The organism is Streptomyces albospinus (genome assembly GCF_014648695.1).
GTDB lineage: Bacteria > Actinomycetota > Actinomycetes > Streptomycetales > Streptomycetaceae > Streptomyces > Streptomyces albospinus.
On sequence record NZ_BMRP01000009.1, the window covers coordinates 234932 to 257728 of the forward strand.

Sequence of the window (22797 nt, forward strand, 5' to 3'; positions counted from 1 at the left end):
CGCCGCGCGCTCAGCCGCCCAGCAGCTTCCGCACCCGGTCGGCGCCCACCGCGAGCAGCAGCGTGGGCAGCCGCGGCCCGGTGTCGCGGCCGACCAGGAGGTTGTAGAGCAGGGCGAAGAACGCGCGCTGGGCGGCCTTCAGCTCCGGGGTCGGCTTGGCGTCCGGCGTGAGGCCCGCCTGGACCTTCGGGACGCCGTAGACGAGGGTGGTCAGACCGTCCAGCGACCAGTGGTCGTCCAGCCCGTCGAGCAGCAGCCGCAGCGAGCCGCGGGCCTGCTCGTCCAGGGTGGCGAGCAGTTCCTCGTCGGGCTCGTCGCGGACGATGGTGCGCTGGTCGGCCGGGACCTGGGTGGTGATCCAGTTCTCGGCCTTGTCGAGCCGCGGCCGGGTCTCGTCCAGGGACGTGACCGGGTTCTCCGGGTCGAGTTCGCTCAGGATGCGCAGGGTCTGCTCGTCATGGCCCGCGGTGATGTCCATGACGGACGCCAGCGTGCGGTACGGCAGCGGGCGCGGCGTGCGGGGCAGTTCGCCGGCGGCGGTGCCGACGGCCCGGGTGTAGGCCGCGGCGTCCGCGGGCTGCGCGGTGCCCTCCGCGACCTTGGCCGCCAGCTTGTCCCACTCGTCGTAGAGCCGCTGGATCTCCTGGTCGAAGGCGATCTTGAAGGACTGGTTGGGCTTGCGGCGGGCGTACAGCCAGCGCAGCAGCGGCGCCTCCATGATCTTCAGCGCGTCGCCCGGGGTGGGCACCCCGCCCTTGGACGACGACATCTTGGCCATGCCGCTGATGCCGACGAAGGCGTACATCGGGCCGATCGGCTGGTCGGCGCCGAACACCTCGCGGACGATCTGACCGCCGACGACGAACGACGAGCCGGGCGAGGAGTGGTCGACACCGGACGGCTCGAAGACCACGCCCTCATAGGCCCAGCGCATCGGCCAGTCGACCTTCCACACCAGCTTGCCGTGGTCGAACTCGCGCAGCACCACGGTCTCGGAGTGGTCGCAGGCGGTGCACTCGTAGGCCAGCTCGGTGGTCTCGTCGTCGTACGAGGTGACCGTGGTCAGGTCCTTCTCGCAGACCGTGCAGTACGGCTTGTACGGGTAGTAGCCCGCGCCGCCCGCGCTGCCGTCGTCCTCGCCGGCCGCACCGGAGCCCTCGGCGGCCTCCAGCTCGGCCGCGTCCATGGCGGCGTCCGGCTTCTGCTGCTGCTTCTTCGGCTTGCCGGTGGCCTTGTCCTTGGTGCGGTAGCGGCCCAGGACGGCGTCGATCTCGGCGCGGTGCCTCATCGCGTGCAGCACCTGCTCGCGGTAGGCGCCGGAGGTGTACATCTCGGTCTGGCTGATGCCGCGGTACTCGATCCCCAGCTCCGCCAGGGCCTCCTCCATGGCCGCCTTGAAGTGCTCGGCCCAGCTGCCGTACGGGCTGCCGGGCGGGGCCGGCACGGAGGTCAGCGGCTTGCCGATGTGCTCCGCCCAGGACGGGTCGATGCCGGCCGGGACCTTGCGGTAGCGGTCGAAGTCGTCCCAGCTGAGGACGTGGACGCACTCCCGGCCGCGGCGGCGGATCTCGTCCGCGACCAGGTGCGGGGTCATGACCTCGCGGAGGTTGCCCAGGTGGATCGGGCCGGAGGGGCTCAGGCCGGAGGCGACGACGACCGGTTTGCCGGGGGCGCGGCGCTCCGCCTCGGCAATGACGTCGTCCGCGAACCTGGAGACCCAGTCGGTCTCGGTGCTCTGCTGAGCCACGATCGGCCCTTCCTCTTCCTGGTGCTCTTCCGCTGCGCTCTGGTGCGCCGTCCGGCCCCGCGGTGCCAGAGGCCTGTCCGGTGGGTCACGGCCGGGTCCGCCCCTGGCCCACCGGACGGGCCCTGGGCCGCGACACGGCGTCCATGAGCCCGGACGGACACAAGCCTGACAGAGCCATTGTCCCAGACACCCGCCGGACGGAAATTCAGTGGTAGTGCCGTGGGATACTCGGTGGCAAACCCTTTCCCCGACAACGACTCCTCCTAGAAGAGAGCGCTCTCTCCATGGCCTCGGTCCCTTCCCTCGCAGCTACGGTCAACCAACGCGTCGCCAACGCCCTCTCGGCAGCCCTGCCGGAGGCCGGCGCCGCGGACCCGCTCCTGCGACGCAGCGACCGGGCCGACTTCCAGGCCAACGGCATGCTCGCCCTGGCCAAGAAGCTGAAGGGCAACCCGCGGGAGCTGGCCGGCAAGGTCGTCGACGCGATCGGCGCCGACGGCCTCCTCAAGGAGATCGAGGTCTCCGGCCCCGGTTTCCTCAACATCACCGTCGCCGACGAGGCGATCGTCAAGACCCTCGCCGCGCGCGCCGCCGACGACCGGCTGGGCGTGCCGCGCAAGGACGCCCCCGGCACGACCGTCGTCGACTACGCACAGCCGAACGTCGCCAAGGAGATGCACGTCGGCCACCTGCGGTCGGCGGTGATCGGCGACGCGCTGCGCAACATGCTGGACTTCACCGGCGAGAAGACGATCGGCCGCCACCACATCGGCGACTGGGGCACGCAGTTCGGCATGCTCATCCAGTACCTGATCGAGAACCCGGACCAGCTGGCCCCGGCCGCCGACACCGACGGCGAGCAGGCGATGAGCAATCTGAACCGGGTCTACAAGGCGTCGCGCGCGGTCTTCGACTCCGACGAGGAGTTCAAGGAGCGGGCCCGCAAGCGGGTCGTCGCGCTCCAGTCCGGCGACCGGGAGACGCTCGACCTGTGGCAGCGGTTCGTGGACGAGTCGAAGGTCTACTTCTACTCGGTCTTCGAGAAGCTGGACATGGAGATCCGCGACGAGGAGATCGTCGGCGAGTCCGCGTACAACGACATGATGGCCGAGACGGCGCGGATGCTGGAGGAGTCGGGCGTCGCCGTCCGCTCCGAGGGCGCGCTCGTCGTCTTCTTCGACGACATCAAGGGCAAGGACGACCAGCCGGTCCCGCTGATCGTGCAGAAGGCGGACGGCGGATTCGGGTACGCGGCGAGCGACCTGTCGGCGATCCGCGACCGCGTCGTCGAGCTGGACGCGACGACGCTGCTGTACGTCGTGGACGTACGCCAGTCGCTGCACTTCCGGATGGTCTTCGAGACGGCCCGCCGGGCAGGCTGGCTGAACGACCGGGTCACCGCCCACAACATGGGCTACGGCACGGTCCTCGGCGCGGACGGCAAGCCGTTCAAGACGCGTGCCGGCGAGACGGTGCGGCTGGAGGACCTGCTCGACGAGGCGGTGCAGCGCGCCGCCGAGGTGGTGCGCGAGAAGGCGCAGGACCTCACCGAGGACGAGATCCAGGAGCGGGCCGCGCAGGTCGGCATCGGCGCGGTGAAGTACGCGGACCTGTCGACGTCGCCGAGCCGGGACTACAAGTTCGACCTGGACCAGATGGTCTCGCTCAACGGCGACACGTCCGTCTACCTCCAGTACGCGTACGCCCGTATCCAGTCGATCCTGCGCAAGGCCGGCGAGACCGCGCCGGCCGCGCACCCGGAGCTCGCACTCGCCCCGGCGGAGCGGGCGCTGGGCCTGCACGTGGACGCGTTCGGCGACACGGTCGCCGAGGCCGCGGCGGAGTACGCGCCGCACAAGCTGGCCGCGTACCTCTACCAGCTCGCGTCGCTGTACACGACGTTCTACGACCAGTGCCCGGTCCTGAAGGCGGACACCCCGGAGCAGGTGGAGAACCGCCTCTTCCTGTGCGACCTGACGGCCCGCACGCTGCACCGGGGCATGGCCCTGCTGGGGATCCGCACCCCCGAGCGGCTGTAAGGACGCGGCCCAGGAGCCCTGGGCCCGCACGCACGAGTCCCTCGCACCCCGGGTGCGAGGGACTCGTCCTTTTCCGCCGTGCTCCGTCGTGCCGGGCCAGGTCAGGCGTAACGGGCCAGGCTTCCCGTCGCGATCTTCACCCCGAGCCCGGAGACTTCGGCGTCCTCTCCGTACAGGCCGTGCCTGCCGCGTGACGGCGAGTCGCAGGCCACTGGCTTCCTCAGCGGCCTCGGCGGCCTTGCGCAGCGGTGCCATCGCGCGCTCCTGGCTCATGAGAGTCATGACGGGCTCCCTTCCGATACTCGTCGAGTCCGACTACGCCGCTCCCGGCAGGTCCCGCTGACCGCGCGCGGACACCGGTGGCCCGGGCAGCGTTCACCACGTACGCCCCCGCCCGCCGAACACTCCGGAACACCCTCCCGACCAGGCCGTTTAAACTTGCACGTCGGCCCGGGGCGGGCATGGGGAATCACGGAACCAAGAGGGCTGCACGTGCGGGGGCGTAACACGACGAGTCGCAGGCTGCCTGCCTTCTTGGTGACGGCTGTGGTCACACCCGCCCTGCTGATGGCGACTGCCGGGCCCGCCGACGCCTTCGGCACGGTCAACGCGTTCGGGCAGCACGCGGAGCACGAGCGGATCACCCGGGCGGCGCTGGCCTGCGCTCCGGGGGTGCCTTCGGACGGCTCCTGCTTCGAGCCGCGCTCCATCGATCAACTCGCGGGGCACAGAGGGACGTTCGGCGCGGTCGGCGCGCCGGACTCGGACGAGTTCCTCGATTCCTCCGCGCACTGCGACAACGCGGACTATCTGGCCGCGACGGGCTATCCGCGGAGCCGGCAGCAGGCCACCGAGGCGCTGCGCAGCTGTATCGCCCACCTGCAAGCGCGCTTCGGGCAAGGCATCACCGCGGCCGACGGCACGCTCGACGCCCGGGGCCGCGTCATGGCCTCGCAGACGCAGTTGCGGAGCGACTGCACCTTCGCACTCGGTCTGAGCGGCCGGGCCAAGTGCGAGGCCGTGGAGGGGTTCGGCCGCGCCCTGCACGGAGTCCAGGACTTCTACGCGCACAGCAACTGGACGGATCGCACCGACCCGTCCCGCCCTGTCAGCCCGGCCGATCCCCCGGGCCTGGGCCGCTCCGCGCCCTCACCGCTGCTGGATCTCGCCGCGCCGCGGCCTCCGCAGCCGTGGGCGATTCCGCGGAATCTGACGACGGGCTGCTTCTCGCTCCTGGTCGGCGCCTGTTCCCGGCGCATCACGCACGCCGACCTCAACAAGGACGAAGGGTCCATCGACCCGGTCTCCGGCACTGCCGGTGCTCCGGCCACCGCACGCGGCCGGGTGGCGGGGAACTTCGGCAGGGCGGTGCAGGGTGCCGTCACGGAGTCCCGCCGCCAGTGGAAGCAGTTCCGCACCGCGCTCCTCCAGCGGTACGGCGGGCAGCGCGTGGAACGCATCGTCTGCGTCCTCACGCACGACAACCCGGTCCGCGACTGCGCCTGACACCCCCTGCGGAGCGTGCGGGCGCAGTCGCGGAACCGTCGTCGGCCGCGGCCTGCTAGCGCAGCTTCTGCGCGACCTCCGTCGCCCAGTACGTGAGGATCATGTTGGCGCCGGCCCGCTTGATGCCGGTCAGGGCCTCCAGGATCGCCTTGTCGCGGTCGATCCAGCCCTTCTCCGCCGCGGCCTCGATCATCGCGTACTCACCGGAGATCTGGTACGCCGCGACCGGCACGTCCACCTCGTCCGCGATCTTCGCCAGCACGTCCAGGTAGGGCAGCGCCGGCTTGACCATCACCATGTCGGCGCCCTCCTCCAGGTCGAGCGCCAGCTCGCGCAGCGACTCGCGGAGGTTGGCCGGGTCCTGCTGGTAGGTCTTGCGATCGCCGTTGAGCGAGGAGCCGACCGCCTCGCGGAACGGGCCGTAGAACGCCGAGGAGTACTTCACCGTGTAGGCGAGGATCGAGACGTCCTCGTGGCCGGTCTGGTCCAGCGCGTCCCGGATGACGCCGACCTGACCGTCCATCATGCCGCTGGGACCCACGACATGGACGCCCGCGTCGGCCTGGACCTGGGCCATCTCGGCGTACCGGTCCAGCGTCGCGTCGTTGTCGACCCGCCCGTCGGCGTCCAGCACCCCGCAGTGCCCGTGATCGGTGTACTCGTCCAGGCACAGGTCCGACATGATGACGAGGTCGTCGCCGACCTCCGCCCGCACGTCCCGGATGGCGAGCTGGAGGATGCCGTCGGGGTCCGTGCCCGCCGTACCGGCCGCGTCCTTGTGCGCGTCCTCCGGCACGCCGAACAGCATGATTCCGGCGACCCCGGCCTCGACCGCCTCGACGGCGGCCTTGCGCAGGGTGTCGCGGGTGTGCTGGACGACGCCCGGCATCGCGGCGAGGGGCACCGGCTCGGCGATGCCCTCCCGTACGAACGCCGGGAGGATGAGGTCGGCCGGATGCAGGCGGTACTCCGCGACCATCCGCCGCATGGCGGGGGTGGTGCGCAGCCGTCGTGGCCGCGCTCCCGGGAAGCTTCCGTACTTCGTCATACCGCCCACGCTACGCCCGCCCCGCACCCGCCTTTGCCGACTCGACGTCGGCCGGCCGGGCCGCGGAACACTCGGGGCCGGGCACCGCGGACAAGCGGAAGGGCGCCCCGGAAAGGGGCGCCCTTCAGAGCCGTACGTGCTGCCGCTCAGCTACGGGCCCGCCGGCGCGAGCCGGGCCGCCGCTCGCTGGGGCGGGTGACCGGGTCCCCGGCCTCCATCGCGGCATCGCGGCGCGCCGCCCCGAAGTCCGCGAGCGCCTCGGCCAGCTTGTGCACCGACGGCTCGGGCGACATCACGTCGACGCGCAGCCCGTGCTCCTCGGCGGTCTTGGCGGTGGCCGGGCCGATACAGGCGATCACGGTCACGTTGTGCGGCTTGCCGGCGATGCCGACGAGGTTCCGCACGGTCGAGGACGAGGTGAACAGGACCGCGTCGAAGCCGCCGCCCTTGATCGCCTCACGGGTCTCGGCCGGCGGCGGCGAGGCGCGCACGGTCCGGTAGGCGGTGACGTCGTCGACCTCCCAGCCCAGCTCGATCAGCCCGGCCACCAGGGTCTCGGTGGCGATGTCGGCGCGCGGCAGGAACACCCGGTCGATCGGGTCGAAGACCGGGTCGTACGGCGGCCAGTCCTCCAGCAGCCCGGCCGCGGACTGCTCGCCGCTGGGCACCAGGTCCGGCTTCACACCGAAGGCGACCAGCGCCTTGGCGGTCTGCTCGCCGACCGCGGCGACCTTGATCCCGGCGAACGCGCGGGCGTCCAGGCCGTACTCCTCGAACTTCTCCCGGACGGCCTTGACGGCGTTGACCGAGGTGAAGGCGATCCATTCGTAGCGGCCGGTGACCAGGCCCTTGACCGCGCGCTCCATCTGCTGCGGGGTGCGCGGCGGTTCGACGGCGATGGTCGGCACCTCGTGCGGCACCGCGCCGTACGCGACGAGCTGGTCGGAGAGCGACGCGGCCTGCTCCTTGGTCCGCGGTACGAGCACCCGCCAGCCGAACAGCGGCTTGTTCTCGAACCACGAGAGCTGGTCCCGCTGCGCTGCGGCGCTGCGCTCACCGACCACGGCTATGACCGGCTGGCCGCCGTCCGGCGACGGCAGCACCTTGGCGGCCTTCAGCACCTGGGCGACGGACCCGAGGGTCGCCGTCCAGGTGCGCTGCCGGGTGGTGGTGCCGGCGACCGTGACGGTCAGCGGGGTGTCCGGCTTGCGTCCGGCGGCCACCAGCTCGCCGGCGGCAGCGGCCACCGAGTCGAGGGTGGTGGAGACCACCGCGGTGGCGTCGCTGGTGCCCAGCTCGGCCCAGCAGCGGTCGTCGGCGCTGCGGGCGTCGATGAAGCGCACGTCGGTGCCCTGGGCGTCGCGCAGCGGCACACCGGCGTACGCGGGTACGCCGACCGCGGCGGCCACGCCGGGCACCACCTCGAAGACGATCCCCTCGGCGGCGCAGGCCAGCATCTCCTCGGCGACATAGCCGTCGAGCCCGGGGTCCCCGGTCACCGCGCGCACGACCCGCTTGCCCGCGCGGGCAGCCGTCATGACAAGATTGGCGGTGTCCCTAAGGGTGGGGACGTCGGCGGGGATTGACGCCTCGTCAGCTGACGCCTGGAGTGGTGTGTCCACCTGTGCGCGTGCGTGCACGCGCACGACGTCCAAGACCTGCGGGTCGGCGATGAGTACGTCCGCGGAGGCCAGCGCCTCCACAGCACGCAACGTCAGCAGTCCCGGGTCTCCCGGCCCGGCACCCAGGAAGGTGACCTGACCGGAGGCGGAGTGGTTTGGGGCGGTGGGGTTCAAAGTGCTCGCTCCCCCATAAGACCGGCCGCACCCTTTGCGAGCATCTCGGCGGCGAGTTCCCGGCCCATGGTGAGCGGGACCGATTCGTCGTCAAGAGAGGCAGGTACGTGCCCGGTGGTGGACAGCTGCACCGTCGCGCTGCCGTCGGCCGTGCCGACGACACCGCGCAGGTGCATTTCGTTGACAGCCTGCTCGTCAGCCTTGGGGCCTCCCCTGCTCGAACACAGCCGAGAGCTTGGGGAAAGGTCGGCCAGCGCCGCCACGGGAGCGGAACAGCCGGCCTCCAGGGCGGCGAGCAGGGAACGCTCGGCGGTCACGGCGGCCCGGGTGACCGGGTCGTCGAGCTCGGCGAGCTGGGCGATGAGGTCCGCACGGTCGGCGGCGCACTCGATCGCCAGTGCCCCCTGGCCGGGGGCGGGCAAAACCACGTCGGGCGACAGCAGCTGCGTCGCCTCGTCGATCCGGCCGATCCGGGTGAGTCCGGCGGCGGCGAGTACGACCGCGTCCAGCTCCCCCTTCTCGACGAAGCCGATCCGGGTGTCGATGTTCCCGCGTATCGGGACGGTCTCGATCCGCTTGCCCAGCGCCCTGGCCCACGCGTTGAGCTGCGACATCCTCCGGGGGGACCCGGTCCCCACGCGGGCACCGTCGGGCAGCTCCTCGAAGGTGAGCCCGTCCCGGGCGATCAGCGCGTCCCGGGGGTCCTCGCGTACGGGTATGGCCGCCAGGACCAGGTCCGCGGGCTGCGCGGTCGGCAGGTCCTTGAGCGAGTGGACCGCGAAGTCGATCTCCCCGGTGAGCAGCGCGTCGCGCAGCGCGGACACGAACACGCCGGTACCGCCGATCTGCGCGAGGTGCTCACGGGAGGTGTCGCCGTAGGTGGTGATCTCCACGAGCTCGACGGGACGGCCCGTCAGCCCGCGCACCGCCTCGGCAACCTGACCGGACTGGGCCATGGCGAGCTTGCTCCGCCGTGTCCCCAGTCTCAGGGCCGTCATCGTGCTGTCAGTCATGCCCGCTCCCGTGCTGCGTCGTGCCGGTCGGCACGTGTGTCGGCCCTGCTGACGGCAGCGACCGTCTGGGGGTCGAGGTCGAAGAGTTCCCGCAGCGCGTCGGCGTATCCGGCGCCGCCGGGCTCGCTGGCGAGCTGCTTGACCCGCACGGTGGGCGCGTGCAGGAGCTTGTCGACGACCCGGCGGACGGTCTGGGTGATCTCCGCGCGCTGCTTGTCGTCCAGGTCGGGAAGCCGGCCGTCGAGCCGGGCGATCTCGCTGCTGACGACGTCCGCCGCCATGGTGCGCAGGGCGACCACGGTGGGGGTGATGTGCGCGGCGCGCTGCGCGGCGCCGAAGGCGGCGACCTCGTCGGAGACGATGCCGCGCACCTTGTCCACGTCGGCCGCCATGGGGGCGTCCGCGGACGCGTCGGCCAGCGTCTCGATGTCGACGAGGTGCACGCCCTCGATCCGGTGCGCCGCGGCGTCGATGTCGCGCGGCATCGCAAGGTCGAGCAGCCGGATCCCGTCCGTACGCCCGCCGGCCGCGGCGGCGATCTGCCCGCCGGTCAGCACGAGCCCGGACGCGCCGGTACAGGAGATGACGATCTCGGCGCGGGCCAGCTCCGCCTCGACGGCGTCCATGGCGATGGCGCGGGCGCTCAGCCCGCTGACGGCGCCCGGCCCGCCCGGCTCGGTGAGACCGGTGCCGTAGTGCTCTGCGAGCGTGGCGACCAGCCGCTCGGCGCGCGCCACCGTCCGGTTGGCCACGGCCAGCTCGCCGATGCCGTTCCGTACGAGGGTGGTGGCGGCCAGCGAGGACATCGAGCCGGCGCCGATCACCAGCGCCCGCCGGCCGCGCGCCCACCGCGCGACATCGGCGTCGCCGACCAGCTGCTCCAGGCCGAACGTGACCAGCGACTGGCCGGCCTTGTCGATCCCGGTCTCGCTGTGCGCGCGCTTGCCGACCCGCAGAGCCTGCTGGAAGAGGTCGTTGAGCAGCCGCCCGGCGGTGTGCTGCTCCTGGGCGACGGCCAGCGCGTCCTTGATCTGCCCGAGGATCTGGCCCTCGCCGACGACCATCGAGTCCAGGCCGCAGGCCACCGAGAAGAGGTGGTGGACGGCGCGGTCCTCGTAGTGGACGTAGAGATAAGGGGTCAGCTCCTCCAGGCCGACGCCGCTGTGGCGGGCCAGGAGGGTGGACAGCTCGGCGACACCGGCGTGGAACTTGTCCACGTCGGCGTAGAGCTCGATGCGGTTGCAGGTGGAGAGCACCGCGGACTCGGTGGCCGGCTCGGCCGACACCACGTCCTGGAGCAGCTTGCCGCGCGCCTCAGGGGCGAGCGCCGCCCGCTCCAGCACGCTCACCGGCGCACTGCGGTGGCTCAGCCCGACGACGAGAAGGCTCATGCGCGCACCTCGCTCCGCGAGGTGCGGCGGGCGCCCGTGGTGCGCCGTCCGGTGATGCGCTCGTTCATGCCGGCATCACGGCGGGGACGTCCCCGTCAGGTCCCTTGCGGCCGGCCTCGACGGCACCGGCGTCGGCCACCGGGGCCGGCGCCGCGCTCTCGTGGCCGGTCTCCTCGCCCGCCTTGCGCTGCTCGTGGAAGGCGAGGATCTGGAGCTCTATCGACAGGTCGACCTTGCGGACGTCCACCCCGTCCGGGACGGACAGCACGGTCGGCGCGAAGTTGAGGATCGAGGTGACCCCGGCGGCGACGAGCCGTTCGCAGACCTGCTGGGCCGCGCCCGCCGGCGTCGCGATGACACCGATCGAGACGCCGTTGTCCTCGATGATGTGCTCCAGCTCATCGGTGTGCTGGACCGCGATACCCGCGACCGGCTTGCCGGCCATGGCCGGGTCGGCGTCGATCAGCGCGGCGACCCGGAAGCCGCGGGAGGCGAAGCCGCCGTAGTTGGCGAGCGCGGCGCCGAGGTTACCGATACCGACGATGACCACGGGCCAGTCCTGGGTCAGGCCGAGCTCCCGCGAGATCTGGTAGACGAGGTACTCCACGTCGTAACCGACACCCCGGGTCCCGTAGGAGCCGAGGTAGGAGAAGTCCTTGCGCAGCTTCGCGGAGTTGACCCCCGCCGCAGCCGCGAGCTCCTCGGAGGAAACCGTGGGGACCGAGCGCTCGGAGAGCGCGGTCAGTGCGCGCAGATACAGCGGTAGCCGGGCGACGGTGGCCTCGGGGATGCCTCGGCTTCGGGTCGCCGGTCGGTGAGTTCGGCCAGTTGCCACGGTGCTCCTGCGGGTAGAGCGGGGCTGCGGGCGGCCGTGAGGAACCCGACCGCCCCGTCTTTTGCAGGCTATGTCTTTGTGAACGCGTGCACAAAGATAGTGTCCGCTTTGTCCGGCCAAAGTGATAGGGGTCACGCGGCTTTTACGGGCATTCGCGGAACCAACTCCCACGCCACGCCGTTCACTCGCGCCACCGGTGATCCGCGGCAGCACCGACGGCAGCACGCGCCCTCACTCCTCACCGCCATCCCCCCGGAAACCTACAAATCGCCCATCGATGGTAAGCGACCGGCCGCCCCGGCAGCACCGCTGCGAACCGGCACAATGGCCCCATGGCTCCCCTGTTCGGCCAGCTAGGCCGCGCCCCCCGCAAGAACCCCGCCGACCGGATGGTCACTCTCATCGGAAAGCCGGGCTGCCATCTGTGCGACGACGCGCAGGCGGTGATCGAGAAGGTCTGCGCGGAGACCGGCGCGTCCTGGGAGAAGAAGGACATCACCGAGGACGCCGAGCTGCACCACAAGTACTGGGAGCAGATTCCGGTCGTCCTCGTCGACGGCGCCCAGCACGACTTCTGGCGGGTCGACCCCAAGCGGCTCCGCACCGCACTGGGCGCCTGAGCCCTGCGACACCCCCCACAAAGCCCCATACGGGCCGCGTACGGCCCATAGCGAACCGCCCCGCGGGTTGGCCGTAACGCAACCGTCGGCAGGCCCGGGGTCGCCTGACACGCGCCCGTAACCGGCTGCACCGAACAAACTGGCTACGCTAGCCGCATGGCCCGCCCGTCGCCCGCTCACCGCCCCGCCAAAAGTCCCTTCGGAGCGCACTTCTCGGCGGGATGGTTCGCCCGCCGCAGACGACCCGCCACCGCACGCAGCGTGCTGGCCGGCGAGGCCGCGGCCGAGGCCGCCCGGAAGTCCTCCCAGGAGGCCCCCCCGGAGGAGGCCCCGGTCGAGCCGGAATTCCCGGTGGCCGGGGACGAGGCGGCAGCCGCCTTCTTCGACCTCGACAACACCGTCATGCAGGGCGCCGCCCTCTTCCACTTCGGTCGCGGCCTGTACAAACGGCACTTCTTCCACAAGCGCGACCTGGCCCGCTTCGCCTGGCAGCAGATCTACTTCCGGCTGGCCGGCGAGAACTCCGAGCACATGGCGGACGTCCGCAACAGCGCGCTGTCCATCGTCCAGGGCCACCGCGTCGCCGAGCTGATGTCCATCGGCGAGGAGATCTACGACGAGTACATGGCCGAGCGCGTCTGGCCCGGCACCCGCGCGCTCGCCCAGGCCCACCTCGACGCCGGCCAGAAGGTCTGGCTGGTGACCGCGGCCCCCGTGGAGACCGCGACGATCATCGCCCGCCGGCTGGGCCTGACCGGCGCCCTCGGCACCGTCGCCGAGTCCGTCGGCGGCGTCTATACAGGAAAGTTGGTGGGCGAGCCGCTGCACGGCCCGGCCAAGGCCGAGGCGGTCCGCGCGCTCGCCTCCGCCGAGGGCCTGGAGCTGTCCCACTGCGCCGCCTACAGCGACTCCGCCAACGACATCCCGATGCTGTCGCTGGTCGGCCACCCCTACGCGATCAATCCCGACACCCGGCTGCGCAAGCACGCCCGCGAGCACGGGTGGCGGCTGCGCGACTACCGGACCGGCCGCAAGGCCGTCAGGATCGGCATCCCGGCAGCCGCCGGTGTGGGTGCCGTCGCGGGCGGCGCGGCAGCCGCGGTCGCGCTCCAGCGCCGCCGCCGCTGACCAGCACTGATCACCGGGCGACGCGGCGGGCCAACCGCACTCCCTACCCCCGCCGCCGCCCCGCCAGTCCCTTTCCTGCCGGTTAGCCACAACACGCCTTCCAACCAGGCAGATTGCACTCCCTTCCGATCAATAGTTGCTCAATATTCGATACTTGATTCGCCACCAACCGGACACGGACCGTAAGTAATCGATGATTTGAGCAACTGGGTGTAGCGCTGCCTGTACGAAGCGTTATTCTCCTCAGACGCAATCCGGAACCCACACGTCCCTACGACGAGTGAACGGTCCCGCACTGCACGTGATGGAAGCTCTGCCTCTGGGAGTCCCGTGTACCCACACGTCGGGGTTGACGCCTCGGGCCTGGCTACGCTGCGTACGACGCTCGTCGACCACCTGCGCAGTTTTGTCCCCACCGCGTACGCCGTCCCCGCATTCGCCTCAGCCATCCCCGCCGGCCCCTGCTACGCCCTGGCCGACGGGAGCGCTGCGGTCGGCAAGGCCGCTACCGCCGGCAGAAGCCGCCGCACCGGCACCGGCACGACCACCGCCCGGCGCCCCGCCGACAGCGACAGCCGTCGCATGATGGACCTCGTCGAACGCGCCCAGGCCGGCGAGGCCGACGCCTTCGGCCGCCTCTACGACCAGTACGCCGACACGGTCTACCGCTACATCTACTACCGGGTCGGGGGCCGCGCCACGGCCGAGGACCTCACCAGCGAGACCTTCCTGCGCGCGCTGCGCCGCATCGGCACCTTCACCTGGCAGGGCCGCGACTTCGGCGCCTGGCTGGTGACCATCGCCCGCAACCTCGTCGCCGACCACTTCAAGTCCTCCCGCTTCCGCCTGGAAGTCACCACCGGAGAGATGCTCGACGCCAACGAGGTCGAGCGCAGCCCCGAGGACTCGGTCCTCGAATCCCTCTCCAACGCCGCCCTGTTGGAGGCGGTACGCAAGCTCAACCCCCAGCAGCAGGAATGCGTCACCCTTCGCTTCCTCCAGGGCCTCTCGGTCGCCGAGACCGCCCGCGTCATGGGCAAGAACGAGGGCGCCATCAAGACCCTCCAGTACCGGGCCGTCCGCACCCTGGCGCGGCTCCTCCCCGAAGACGCCCGCTGACGCCCGGCACCCCTCCGCCACCCCCAACACCCCGTCAGCCACTCACCGTTGGTGACCGACCATGTCCGGTCGGTCAGATCATCGTGAGTGCGTAACCCGAGTGCCGAGCCGCTCGTTGTCCGGAATGCAGGCTCCAAGCGGTCACGCCATGCCCGCTGCCTCTCACTCGATCGAGTGGCCACGGACAACGGCGTGCAACCATCCGGCCCGTCTGGATATCCAAGCCAGTCCGGGGAGCCGAGCGGGATGACGAGAGGAGGTGCCGCCCGTGATCGCGAATGTCTCGATGCACCGGCGGGCCAACGCCTTCGCCCAGGCCCTGGAGGAGCAGGAGCTCAAGGGCGCGGCGGCCGAGGACCAGGTCGACAATCCGGCGCAGGCGCCGGGGGAAGCACGGCTGTTGGCGGTCGCCGACGGCCTCGGGGAGCTCCCGAGGCCGGAAATGGCCGCCGAGGTCAAGACTGTCCAGCGCGCCCAGCTCGTCGCTGCGATGGAGGCCGCCTTCGCCGAAGGCGCCACGTCCGGCGACGCCCGGGTGCCCGAGCAACGCGAAGCGAGGGGCGCGCACGGCGCCGGCAAGACGATCGGCCGGCTGCGCCCGCGCTCCCGCCTGTCCAAGGGGCTGGCCGCGGGCGGACTGACGGTCAGCGTGGCCGCCGGGGCCTTCAGCGGCGTCGCCGCGGCCAGCACCGACGCCCTCCCCGGCGACTCGCTCTACGGCCTCAAGCGCGGCATGGAGGATCTCCGGCTCACCATGGCCGAGGACGACTCCGACCGCGGGCAGCTCTATCTCGACCAGGCGTCCACCCGCATGCTGGAGGCCCGTCGCCTGATGGAGCGCGGACGGGCGGCAAGCCTCGACCACGAAGCGCTCGCCGAGGTCCGCAAGGCCCTCTCCGGCGTCCGCCACGACGCCGGCGAAGGCCACCGCCTGCTGCACGCCGCGTACGAGCGCGACGGGTCGCTCGGCCCCATCCAGGCGCTGAACTCCTTCACCAGGTCGCACCGCAACACCTGGTCGCAGCTGCGCAAAAAGCTCCCGGTGCAGTTCGACGAGTTGCGCGACCAGGTCAGTTCGGTCTTCGACGCCATAGACGACGAGGTCACCCCGCTGCTGCCGTCGGGCCCCGACAGCAGGAGCCGCCACCGCGGCACGCCCGCCGGCGGGGGCACCGCGGCCGGCGGGGACAGCCGCCCGTCGCCGCAGAACGGCGCTTCCGGCGCCGCGGCCCAGGGCAGCGGCTCGCCGCCGCACCGCCCGTCGGCGTCGCCCTCCCAGCAGCACGAGGGCCTGCTCGGCGGCAGTACGGGCGGTCTGCTCAACCCGTCCGGCAAGGGCGGCAGCCCGTCCCCGCACGACGGCAGCCATGGCAAGGACGCCATCGGCCGGCCGGACGTCACCCTCCCGCCGCTGCTGCCAGGGCTGCTTCCCGGCCTGGGCATCGACGGCGAGGAGTCGCCCAAGTAACAGCCTGTACGGCCCGTACGGGCGGCAGCCGCGCGCTCGGTGTTCTTCCGGTCCTTCCCTCAGAAGAACACCGAGCGCCGCTGCACCAGCAGCTTGTAGAGGGTGTGCTGGATCGTCTCCCGGACCTGGTCGGTCAGGTTGAACATCAGCATCGGATCGTCCGCCGCCTCCGGCGGAAACCCGTCCGTCGGGATGGGCTCGCCGAACTGGATCGTCCACTTCGTCGGCAGCGGCACCGCTCCCAGCGGCCCCAGCCACGGGAACGTCGGCGTGACGGGGAAATACGGCAGCCCCAGCACCCGCGCCAGCGTCTTGGCGTTCCCGATCATCGGGTAGATCTCCTCCGCGCCCACGATCGAGCACGGCACGATCGGCACCCCGGCCTTCAGCGCCGTCGAGACGAAGCCGCCCCGCCCGAAGCGCTGGAGCTTGTAGCGGTCCGCGAAGGGCTTGCCGATGCCCTTGAAACCCTCCGGCATCACCCCGACGATCTCGCCGCGCTCCAGCAGCCGCTGGGCGTCCTCGGCGCAGGCGAGGGTGTGCCCGGCCTTGCGCGCCAGCTCGTTTATCACCGGCAGGACGAACACCAAGTCGGCGGCCAGCAGCCGCAGATGGCGCTCCGCCGGGTGGTTGTCGTGCACCGCGACCTGGAGCATCAGGCCGTCCAGCGGCAGCGTCCCGGAGTGGTTGGCGACGACCAGTGCACCGCCCTCGGACGGGATGTTCTCCAGGCCCTTCACCTCGACCCGGAAGTACTTCTCGTAGATCGGCCGGAGCAGCGACATCAGGACCTGGTCGGTCAGCTCCTTGTCGTAGCCGAAGTCGTCGACCTCGTAGTCGCCGGTGATCCGCCGGCGCAGGAAGTTCAGCCCGCCCGCGATCCGTTCGTCCAGGGTGCGGCCGGCGGTCGGCTGCGGGGGTGCCGCCGGCTCCGGAACGGTGCGCGCCTCCGGTACGGGCGCCAGCGCCGTACCGCGCCCGACCCGCCTGGCCTTCCGGCGCGCCCGGGGTTCCTCGCCGAAGGGAATGACCTTGGCGTCCGCCATCGTGGGTGAACTCCTCACTGGGTCGGGCCGCCGCGTGCGGACAGCACGCCGGCGAGCCGGTCGACGGTGCGGGCGAGGGACTCGGGCGGCAGCAGCCCGGATCCACGGCTGCGGGCGAATTCCGCGAAGGTCTCCGCCGTCGTGTACTGCGGGTGGAACCCCAGTGTCTCGCGCATCTGCGTGGTCTCGACGACCCGTCCGTGCGTGAGCATCCGGATCTGTTCCGGGGAGAAGTCCGTGATGCCGATGGACCGCAGCGCCGTACCGGCCCAGGTCACCGTCGGCAGGAACAGCGGCAGCGTGGGCCGTCCCAGCCGCCGGGAGGTCTGTGAGAGCAGCAGGACGCCGTCGCCGGCGATGTTGAACGTGCCGCTGTTGAGCGTGCCCCGGCGCGGCGCGGCGGCGGCGATCCGCAGCACCTCGATCGCGTCGTCCTCGTGGACGAACTGGAGCCGCGGGTCGTAGCCGAGGACGGTCGGGAGCACGGGCAGCGAGAAGTACTCGGCGAGCGGGGAGTCCGCGCACGGGCCGAGGACGTTGGCGAAACGCAGCACGCACACCGCCACGTCGGGCCGGCGCCGGGCGAAGCCGCGTACGTATCCCTCGACTTCGACGGTGTCCTTGGCGAAGCCGCCGCTGGGCAGCGACTTGGGCGGGGTGTTCTCGGTGAAGACGGCCGGGTCGCGGGGCGCGGAGCCGTAGACGCTGGTGCTGGACTTGATGACCACGCGCTGGACGTTCGGGGACTTCTGGCAGGCGCCGAGCAGCTGCATGGTCCCGATGACGTTGGTTTCCTTCACGGACGCCCGGCCGCCGCGGCTGCCCAAGGGCGTGCCGTTGATGTCCATATGGACGACGGTGTCGACGCCGGTCTCCGCCAGAACTCTGGCAATCGCCGGATGCCGGATATCGGCCTTGAGGAATTCGGCACCGCCCAGATGGTGCTCCGGTGGCACGGCGTCGACCCCGATCACCCGGTCGACGTCGGGATCGCGTTGGATCCTGCGGACGAACCGGCCCCCCAGCTGCCGTGCGGCTCCCGTGACGAGCACGACGTTGCCCAAGATCAGCCCTCCTTCCCACAGCGGCTGCCACCCGAGCCGAGCTGTGCGGCTCACGCTAGCCGGTCGGTGTTGCGCGGTGATGACCGCACGATGCTCGTAACGACATTTGCGTACGACCACCGTCCATACGGCCCACAGAAGCGCCACGGCCCCTTATCGCCCAGAGGCGATAAGGGGCCGCGAAATCGCGATCAGCGTCGCTTACTTCTTGTTACGACGCTGAACACGGGTGCGCTTGAGCAGCTTGCGGTGCTTCTTCTTGGCCATCCGCTTGCGCCGCTTCTTGATAACAGAGCCCACGACTACCCTCGCTCACTTCGAATCACTCGGTGCGGGGCGTCCGAGCCCACACTACCTACATCGGGCCAGCCTACCCGGCACCGCGCGTACCGCGTAATCCGAGGGTCCCCAAAGGCCCGTCAGGCCGATTCCACCCCCACAAACGACTCACGGAGATAGTCGTGGACCGCCTGCTCCGGCACCCGGAAGGACCGCCCCACGCGGATCGCGGGCAGATGACCGCTGTGCACCAAGCGGTACACGGTCATCTTCGACACTCGCATCACCGTGGCGACTTCCGCCACTGTCAAAAACACAACCTCGTTCAGAGGCCTCTGGTCCGCAGCCATCACACACCTGCACCTTCCGCATAAGACGGTCACCGGCTTCCCCTCCGGTGACTCTTCGTCGCCATGCGTTCACTCCCCAGATTAGGGGCGGGTGATGCGAGTGGGGAAGAGGAGCAGCGAACAGCCGCCTACCGGGACAGACCTGCCCTATTCAGTACATACAGCGTCAGCGGACGATAGTGAACAGCCCCTACCCCGTCATCGAGCGGCACCACCGCCGACACCCGCCCCTCCGCCCGCCCGACGAACAGCGCCGGGTCGTCGGTGTCCGCCAGACCGATCGCCTCGATGCCCAGCTGACCTGCCCCGCAGACCCAGCCGTGGTCCCCGATGACCAGGCCCGGAAGCGGTCCCGCGGTCGCCGCCGCGGCATCGAGAGCGGTCCGTACGGGGAGCGGGGAATGGGTGTGCACACCCCCCGTACCGGCCGCGCCCCGCACGCCGGTTTCGCGCATCAGCGCGACTCCCCGTACGTAATCGAGGACCCGGGTGCGTACGCCGAACCGGGTCGCTATGTCGACACGGTGGCCATACGCCGGGGTGAGGACAGGGCAGCCCGCCGACGAGAGAGCGTCTGCAAGCGTGGCGTAGAACTCCAGCAGCCGGTGCGGATGGCCGGTGCCGAGCAGCACCGGAACCCGGCGGCGGGCCGCCGCGCCGACCCGGTCGGCGAAACGGTCCAGGGCGGCGATCGTACGGTCCGGATCGATCACATCAGGGCCGGAAGTGTGCGCGGGATCGACCGAAACCCCGCACTCCTGTCCCATCAGCCCCAGAACTTCATCGAACGCCCAGTCCCCTTCCGGATCGAGCCCCAGCAGTACCCGGGGATCGCGCGCCGAGAAGAGCCGATAGCGCCGCAGACTCTTCTCGCGCATGGTCGCGATCGTCCCCGCGAGCCGTGCCTCGATGAGGTGCGCCCGCAGCGCCCCGGTGCCCAACACGGGCCCCATGCTGACCCGTTGACCAGGGAGCCGATGCCCTAACCGACGGGTAGTCACACATCTGGGGGCACCGGCGCCGGACGGCACCGGGAACCCGTTACGGCGGGCCGCCGCCCGTTCCGCAGCGCCTTACGGCAGCAGCCCGTGCGCCGGGAACACCGCCCGGCGGGTGGCCAGCACCGCCTGGTCGAGCCGGTCGGCCGGGTCGTAGCCGCCCTCGGCGAAGTCCCGCCAGACCGGCGTCCGCCCGTCCGTCATCCGCTGCGGCGCCAACTGCCGCGTCCTGCGGAACACTTCGTGCCGCCACGACGACGGCACCATCGAGGCCGGGTCGATCGGCCGGCCCGCCGCGATCGCCGTCAGATGCGTCCAACTGCGCGGCACCACGTCCACCACCTCATAGCCCCCGCCACCGAGCGCGACCCAGCGGCCCTCCGCATGCTCGTGGGCCAGCGCATGGCAGGACTCGGCCACCACGCGCTGCGCGTCCAGGCTCACCGCGAGATGCGCGAGCGGGTCCTCGAAGTGGGTGTCCGCACCGTGCTGGGTGACCAGGGCCTGCGGCCGGAACGCCGCCAGCAGCTCGGGCACCACCGAGTGGAAGGCCCGCAGCCAGCCCCCGTCACCGGTCCCGGCCGGCAGCGCCACGTTCACCGCGCTGCCCTCCGCGCCCTCCCCGCCGGTCTCCTCCGGCCAGCCGGTCTGCGGGAACAGCGTCCGCGGATGCTCGTGCAGCGAGATCGTCAGCACCCGCGGGTCCTCCCAGAACGCCGCCTGCACGCCGTCCCCGTGGTGCACGTCCACATCCACGTACGCCACCCGTTCGGCGCCCAGCTCCAGCAGCCGGGCGACCGCCAGCGCCGCGTCGTTGTAGATGCAGAAGCCGGACGCGCCGCCGGGCATCGCGTGGTGCAGCCCGCCGGCGAAGTTCACCGCGTGCAGCACATCACCGTGCCAGACGGCCTCCGCGGCACCGACCGACTGCCCGGCGATCAGCGCCGATGCCTCGTGCATCCCCGCGAACGCCGGGTCGTCCGGTGTCCCCAGCCCGTACGCACCATCCGCGGAATCCGGGTCGGCGGAGACCCGGCGGACCGCCTCGATGTAGTCCTCGCGGTGCACCAGCCGCAGCGTGGAATCACCGGCCGGCTTGGCCGCGACCACCTTCAGCGGCCCCCGGTCGAGTTCGTACGCCTCCACCAGACGCATGGTCAGGGCGAGCCGGACCGGGTCCATCGGATGCCCCGGCCCGAAGTCATAGCCCGTTACTGCCTCGTCCCACATCAGCTGTGCGCGACCGCTCATGGTCGTCACCGTATCGGGCCGGAGCTGACCCGAACGAGCGGGCATGGACCAACGTCACCAGGACCAGCGCCATCGGCACCAGCATCGCCCCGCGGTAGCTCCACGCGTCGCCGAGCGCGCCCACCAACGGGGAGCCGATCAGAAAGCCCACATAGTTGAAGATGTTCAGCCGCGCGACGGTCGTGTCCGAAGCCCCCGGGCCGTGCTCCTCGAAGGCCTGCCGCCCCGCCGCCGCGAACGTCTGCGGCACGATCACACACAGCCCGAGCCCCAGCAGCGTGAACCCCGCCATTCCCACCCACGCCCCGGGCGCCGCCGCCACCACCGCGAAGCCGGCCGCCGCCACCACCGTCCCGGTCCGCACCACGGCGACCGGCCCGAAGCGCCGTACCCCCAGGTCACCGACGGTCCGCCCCAGCAGCGTCGTCACCATGTAGACGTTGTACGGCAGGGTCGCCAACTGCTCCGAACCCCCCAGCACGTCCTGGAGATACTTCGCGCTCCAGTTGGAGACCGTCGAGTCCCCGATGTACGCGAAGGCCATCACCAGGCACAGCGGCAGCAACAGCCGCATGGCGACCGGTGTGCCGGCCTTCGCCCCGTCCGCGCCACCGGCGGCGGCCCGCTCGTCCCCGTCCACGAACCACCGGCCCACGACCAGCGCCAGCGGTATCAGGAGGGCCACCACCGGCCCGTACAGCAGCCCCAGCGGCAGCTTCCAGTGCGCGCCCGCCCACGCCAGCGAGGCGCCCACGATCCCGCCCAGGCTGTACGCGGCATGGAAGCCGAGCATGATGCTCCGCCCGTACGCCCGCTGGAGGCTCACCCCGAGCATGTTCATCGACGCGTCCAGGGCGCCCACCGACAGCCCGAACACCCCCAGCGCAACGGCCACTTGCGCCACCGAACCGACCGAGCCGACGGCCAGCAGCGCCAGACACACCACCGGTTGCACACACCGCAGCACCACGCTGGGCCGCACCCGCCTGACCAGGTGCTCGGTGCCGACGCTGCCGGCCCCGGCGAGGACCGGCACCGCCGCCAGGAAGACCGGCAGCAGCCCGTCCGAGATCCCGTACCGCACCTGGATCGCCGGTATCCGGGTCACGAGCAGGGCGAACACCACACCCTGGACGAAGAAGCTGAGGGAAAGCGAGACCCGGCCGTGCCGCAGCGGCGCGCCTGGTGCCTGAGAGGCTGGTGCCTGAGGGGCCGTCATGGCCGGTCAGCCTAGAACTCCCGCCTACCACTGGGTAGATGGATCACCTGACCAATTCCGACCGGCAACCAATTCCGACTGGCATACGAAGAGCCAGAACCCGATCGTCCGGTCGACATCCGTACGGTCGCCATCCCCTACTGGAGCAACTGGGGCAGTTCCGCCATATCGGTGAACAACGCGGTGGCACCGGCACCCACCAGCTTCTCCGCCGGTGTCATCGCCGTGAACCCGTACACATCCATCCCCGCGGCCACCGCCGCCCGCACCCCCAGCGGACTGTCCTCGACCACCGCACACCGGCCCGGCTCGACGCCCATCTCCCGTGCCGCGTGCAGAAACAGATCGGGCGCCGGCTTCCCGCGCCCCACATCCTGCGACGAGAAGATCCGGTCCGCCCCGAACCGCTCGAACAGCCCCGTCTTCGTCAGCGCCACCCGGATCCGCTCATGGCTCCCGGACGACCCGACGCAGTACGGCACACCGTCCGCCGCGAGCTTTTCCAGCACCGTCTCCACACCCGGCACCGCCACCAGCCGCCGCCGGAACTCCTCGAACACCCGCGCATGAAAGCTGACTTCGAAGTCCTCCGGCAGCGGCCGGCCGCTCTTCTCCCGCACCACATCGCGAATACGCTGCACGGAGCCCCCCATGAAGTCCCGCAACGATTCCTCGTACGTGGTCGGGTGGCCCAACTCCGTCAGATAGGCAGCAAGGATTTGATTGGAGATCGGCTCGCTGTCCACAAGAACACCGTCATTATCGAAAATGACCAGGTCATAGCGCATGCCTTCGAGCGTACCTACCCGCAACCCGCCCATAACGCAAAAAAGCCTCGTTCCCCGAGTCGAAACTCGGGGAACGAGGCTTTTTCAAAAAT

Annotated in this window: 20 protein-coding genes; 6 read left to right on the forward strand and 14 right to left on the reverse strand. The window is 71.0% G+C overall.

Annotated features, from left to right (window positions below; all coding sequences use genetic code 11):
• Nucleotides 1–10 precede the first annotated feature (10 nt).
• The gene (lysS, locus tag IEZ17_RS15570) at nt 11–1747 is read right to left on the reverse strand and encodes a lysine--tRNA ligase (protein WP_189300440.1); all 1737 of its coding nucleotides are present in this window, start codon (nt 1745–1747) and stop codon (nt 11–13) included.
• Nucleotides 1748–2031: 284 nt separating this feature from the next.
• On the opposite strand from lysS, the gene argS reads away from it, so the two are divergent.
• Together argS and IEZ17_RS15580 are read left to right on the forward strand one after the other, a co-directional pair.
• Nucleotides 2032–3786 carry an arginine--tRNA ligase gene (gene argS, locus IEZ17_RS15575; RefSeq protein ID WP_189300442.1) on the forward strand — a complete coding sequence of 585 codons (1755 nt, stop codon included), beginning with the start codon at nt 2032–2034 and terminating at the stop codon, nt 3784–3786.
• Nucleotides 3787–4323: 537 nt separating this feature from the next.
• Nucleotides 4324–5292: a CinY protein gene (locus tag IEZ17_RS15580; protein ID WP_229852284.1), complete on the forward strand. Its 969-nt coding sequence runs from the start codon at nt 4324–4326 to the stop codon at nt 5290–5292.
• Nucleotides 5293–5347: 55 nt separating this feature from the next.
• Here IEZ17_RS15580 and hemB read toward each other — a convergent pair whose 3' ends face one another.
• The 5 genes from hemB to IEZ17_RS15605 form a co-directional block, all read right to left on the reverse strand.
• On the reverse strand, nt 5348–6340 hold the full coding sequence (gene hemB / locus IEZ17_RS15585; RefSeq protein ID WP_189300445.1) for a porphobilinogen synthase: 993 nt from the start codon (nt 6338–6340) through the stop codon (nt 5348–5350).
• A 146-nt stretch (nt 6341–6486) separates the two neighbouring features.
• A complete protein-coding gene (locus IEZ17_RS15590) occupies nt 6487–8136 on the reverse strand; it encodes a bifunctional uroporphyrinogen-III C-methyltransferase/uroporphyrinogen-III synthase (RefSeq protein WP_189300447.1) in 1650 nt (549 codons plus the stop codon).
• Complete coding sequence (gene hemC, locus IEZ17_RS15595; protein WP_189300449.1) at nt 8133–9149, reverse strand: hydroxymethylbilane synthase; 1017 nt, start codon at nt 9147–9149, stop codon at nt 8133–8135. The genes IEZ17_RS15590 and hemC overlap by 4 nt, the downstream gene beginning before the upstream one ends.
• Nucleotides 9146–10540 carry a glutamyl-tRNA reductase gene (locus tag IEZ17_RS15600; protein WP_189300451.1) on the reverse strand — a complete coding sequence of 465 codons (1395 nt, stop codon included), beginning with the start codon at nt 10538–10540 and terminating at the stop codon, nt 9146–9148. Before IEZ17_RS15600 ends, hemC begins: the two co-directional genes overlap by 4 nt.
• A 64-nt stretch (nt 10541–10604) precedes the next feature.
• Nucleotides 10605–11375: a redox-sensing transcriptional repressor Rex gene (locus IEZ17_RS15605; RefSeq protein WP_189300453.1), complete on the reverse strand. Its 771-nt coding sequence runs from the start codon at nt 11373–11375 to the stop codon at nt 10605–10607.
• A gap of 332 nt (nt 11376–11707) precedes the next feature.
• Here IEZ17_RS15605 and IEZ17_RS15610 point away from each other — a divergent pair, with 332 nt between their 5' ends.
• From IEZ17_RS15610 to IEZ17_RS15625, 4 genes are all read left to right on the forward strand, one after another.
• Complete coding sequence (locus IEZ17_RS15610) at nt 11708–11995, forward strand: glutaredoxin family protein (RefSeq protein WP_189300455.1); 288 nt, start codon at nt 11708–11710, stop codon at nt 11993–11995.
• Between the two features lie 261 nt (nt 11996–12256).
• Nucleotides 12257–13123 carry an HAD family hydrolase gene (locus IEZ17_RS15615; protein ID WP_189300518.1) on the forward strand — a complete coding sequence of 289 codons (867 nt, stop codon included), beginning with the start codon at nt 12257–12259 and terminating at the stop codon, nt 13121–13123.
• A gap of 330 nt (nt 13124–13453) precedes the next feature.
• A complete protein-coding gene (locus IEZ17_RS15620; protein ID WP_189300457.1) occupies nt 13454–14242 on the forward strand; it encodes an ECF subfamily RNA polymerase sigma factor, BldN family in 789 nt (262 codons plus the stop codon).
• A 268-nt stretch (nt 14243–14510) separates the two neighbouring features.
• Nucleotides 14511–15710 (forward strand): DUF5667 domain-containing protein, encoded by a 1200-nt coding sequence (locus tag IEZ17_RS15625; protein WP_189300459.1) that lies wholly within the window; start codon nt 14511–14513, stop codon nt 15708–15710.
• A gap of 59 nt (nt 15711–15769) precedes the next feature.
• Here the strand turns inward: IEZ17_RS15625 and IEZ17_RS15630 are convergent, their stop codons facing one another.
• The 8 genes from IEZ17_RS15630 to IEZ17_RS15665 form a co-directional block, all read right to left on the reverse strand.
• Nucleotides 15770–16756, reverse strand: a complete 987-nt coding sequence (locus IEZ17_RS15630; protein WP_189300461.1) for a lysophospholipid acyltransferase family protein — start codon at nt 16754–16756, stop codon at nt 15770–15772.
• 14 nt (nt 16757–16770) lie between these two features.
• Nucleotides 16771–17820 carry an NAD-dependent epimerase/dehydratase family protein gene (locus tag IEZ17_RS15635; RefSeq protein ID WP_189300463.1) on the reverse strand — a complete coding sequence of 350 codons (1050 nt, stop codon included), beginning with the start codon at nt 17818–17820 and terminating at the stop codon, nt 16771–16773.
• A 201-nt stretch (nt 17821–18021) separates the two neighbouring features.
• Nucleotides 18022–18120 (reverse strand): 30S ribosomal protein bS22, encoded by a 99-nt coding sequence (locus IEZ17_RS15640; RefSeq protein WP_003948845.1) that lies wholly within the window; start codon nt 18118–18120, stop codon nt 18022–18024.
• A gap of 119 nt (nt 18121–18239) precedes the next feature.
• A complete protein-coding gene (locus IEZ17_RS15645) occupies nt 18240–18449 on the reverse strand; it encodes a helix-turn-helix domain-containing protein (RefSeq protein WP_006604741.1) in 210 nt (69 codons plus the stop codon).
• Nucleotides 18450–18577: 128 nt separating this feature from the next.
• A complete protein-coding gene (locus IEZ17_RS15650; RefSeq protein ID WP_189300464.1) occupies nt 18578–19393 on the reverse strand; it encodes a phosphatase in 816 nt (271 codons plus the stop codon).
• A 129-nt stretch (nt 19394–19522) separates the two neighbouring features.
• Nucleotides 19523–20698, reverse strand: coding sequence for an acetoin utilization protein AcuC (locus tag IEZ17_RS15655; RefSeq protein WP_189300466.1), 1176 nt, complete (start codon nt 20696–20698; stop codon nt 19523–19525).
• A complete protein-coding gene (locus tag IEZ17_RS15660) occupies nt 20649–21917 on the reverse strand; it encodes an MFS transporter (RefSeq protein ID WP_189300468.1) in 1269 nt (422 codons plus the stop codon). The genes IEZ17_RS15655 and IEZ17_RS15660 overlap by 50 nt, the downstream gene beginning before the upstream one ends.
• A gap of 137 nt (nt 21918–22054) precedes the next feature.
• Nucleotides 22055–22705, reverse strand: coding sequence for an HAD family hydrolase (locus IEZ17_RS15665; RefSeq protein WP_189300470.1), 651 nt, complete (start codon nt 22703–22705; stop codon nt 22055–22057).
• Nucleotides 22706–22797 lie beyond the last annotated feature (92 nt).

Coding starts and splice junctions, on each gene's coding strand:
- argS (WP_189300442.1), top strand. CDS start 2,032: ATGGCCTCGGTCCCTTCCCTCGCAGCTACGGTCAACCAACGCGTCGCC.
- hemB (WP_189300445.1), bottom strand. CDS start 6,340: ATGACGAAGTACGGAAGCTTCCCGGGAGCGCGGCCACGACGGCTGCGC.
- hemC (WP_189300449.1), bottom strand. CDS start 9,149: ATGACTGACAGCACGATGACGGCCCTGAGACTGGGGACACGGCGGAGC.
- IEZ17_RS15600 (WP_189300451.1), bottom strand. CDS start 10,540: ATGAGCCTTCTCGTCGTCGGGCTGAGCCACCGCAGTGCGCCGGTGAGC.
- IEZ17_RS15610 (WP_189300455.1), top strand. CDS start 11,708: ATGGCTCCCCTGTTCGGCCAGCTAGGCCGCGCCCCCCGCAAGAACCCC.
- IEZ17_RS15630 (WP_189300461.1), bottom strand. CDS start 16,756: ATGGCGGACGCCAAGGTCATTCCCTTCGGCGAGGAACCCCGGGCGCGC.
- IEZ17_RS15645 (WP_006604741.1), bottom strand. CDS start 18,449: ATGGCTGCGGACCAGAGGCCTCTGAACGAGGTTGTGTTTTTGACAGTG.
- IEZ17_RS15655 (WP_189300466.1), bottom strand. CDS start 20,698: ATGAGCGGTCGCGCACAGCTGATGTGGGACGAGGCAGTAACGGGCTAT.
- IEZ17_RS15660 (WP_189300468.1), bottom strand. CDS start 21,917: ATGACGGCCCCTCAGGCACCAGCCTCTCAGGCACCAGGCGCGCCGCTG.
- IEZ17_RS15665 (WP_189300470.1), bottom strand. CDS start 22,705: ATGCGCTATGACCTGGTCATTTTCGATAATGACGGTGTTCTTGTGGAC.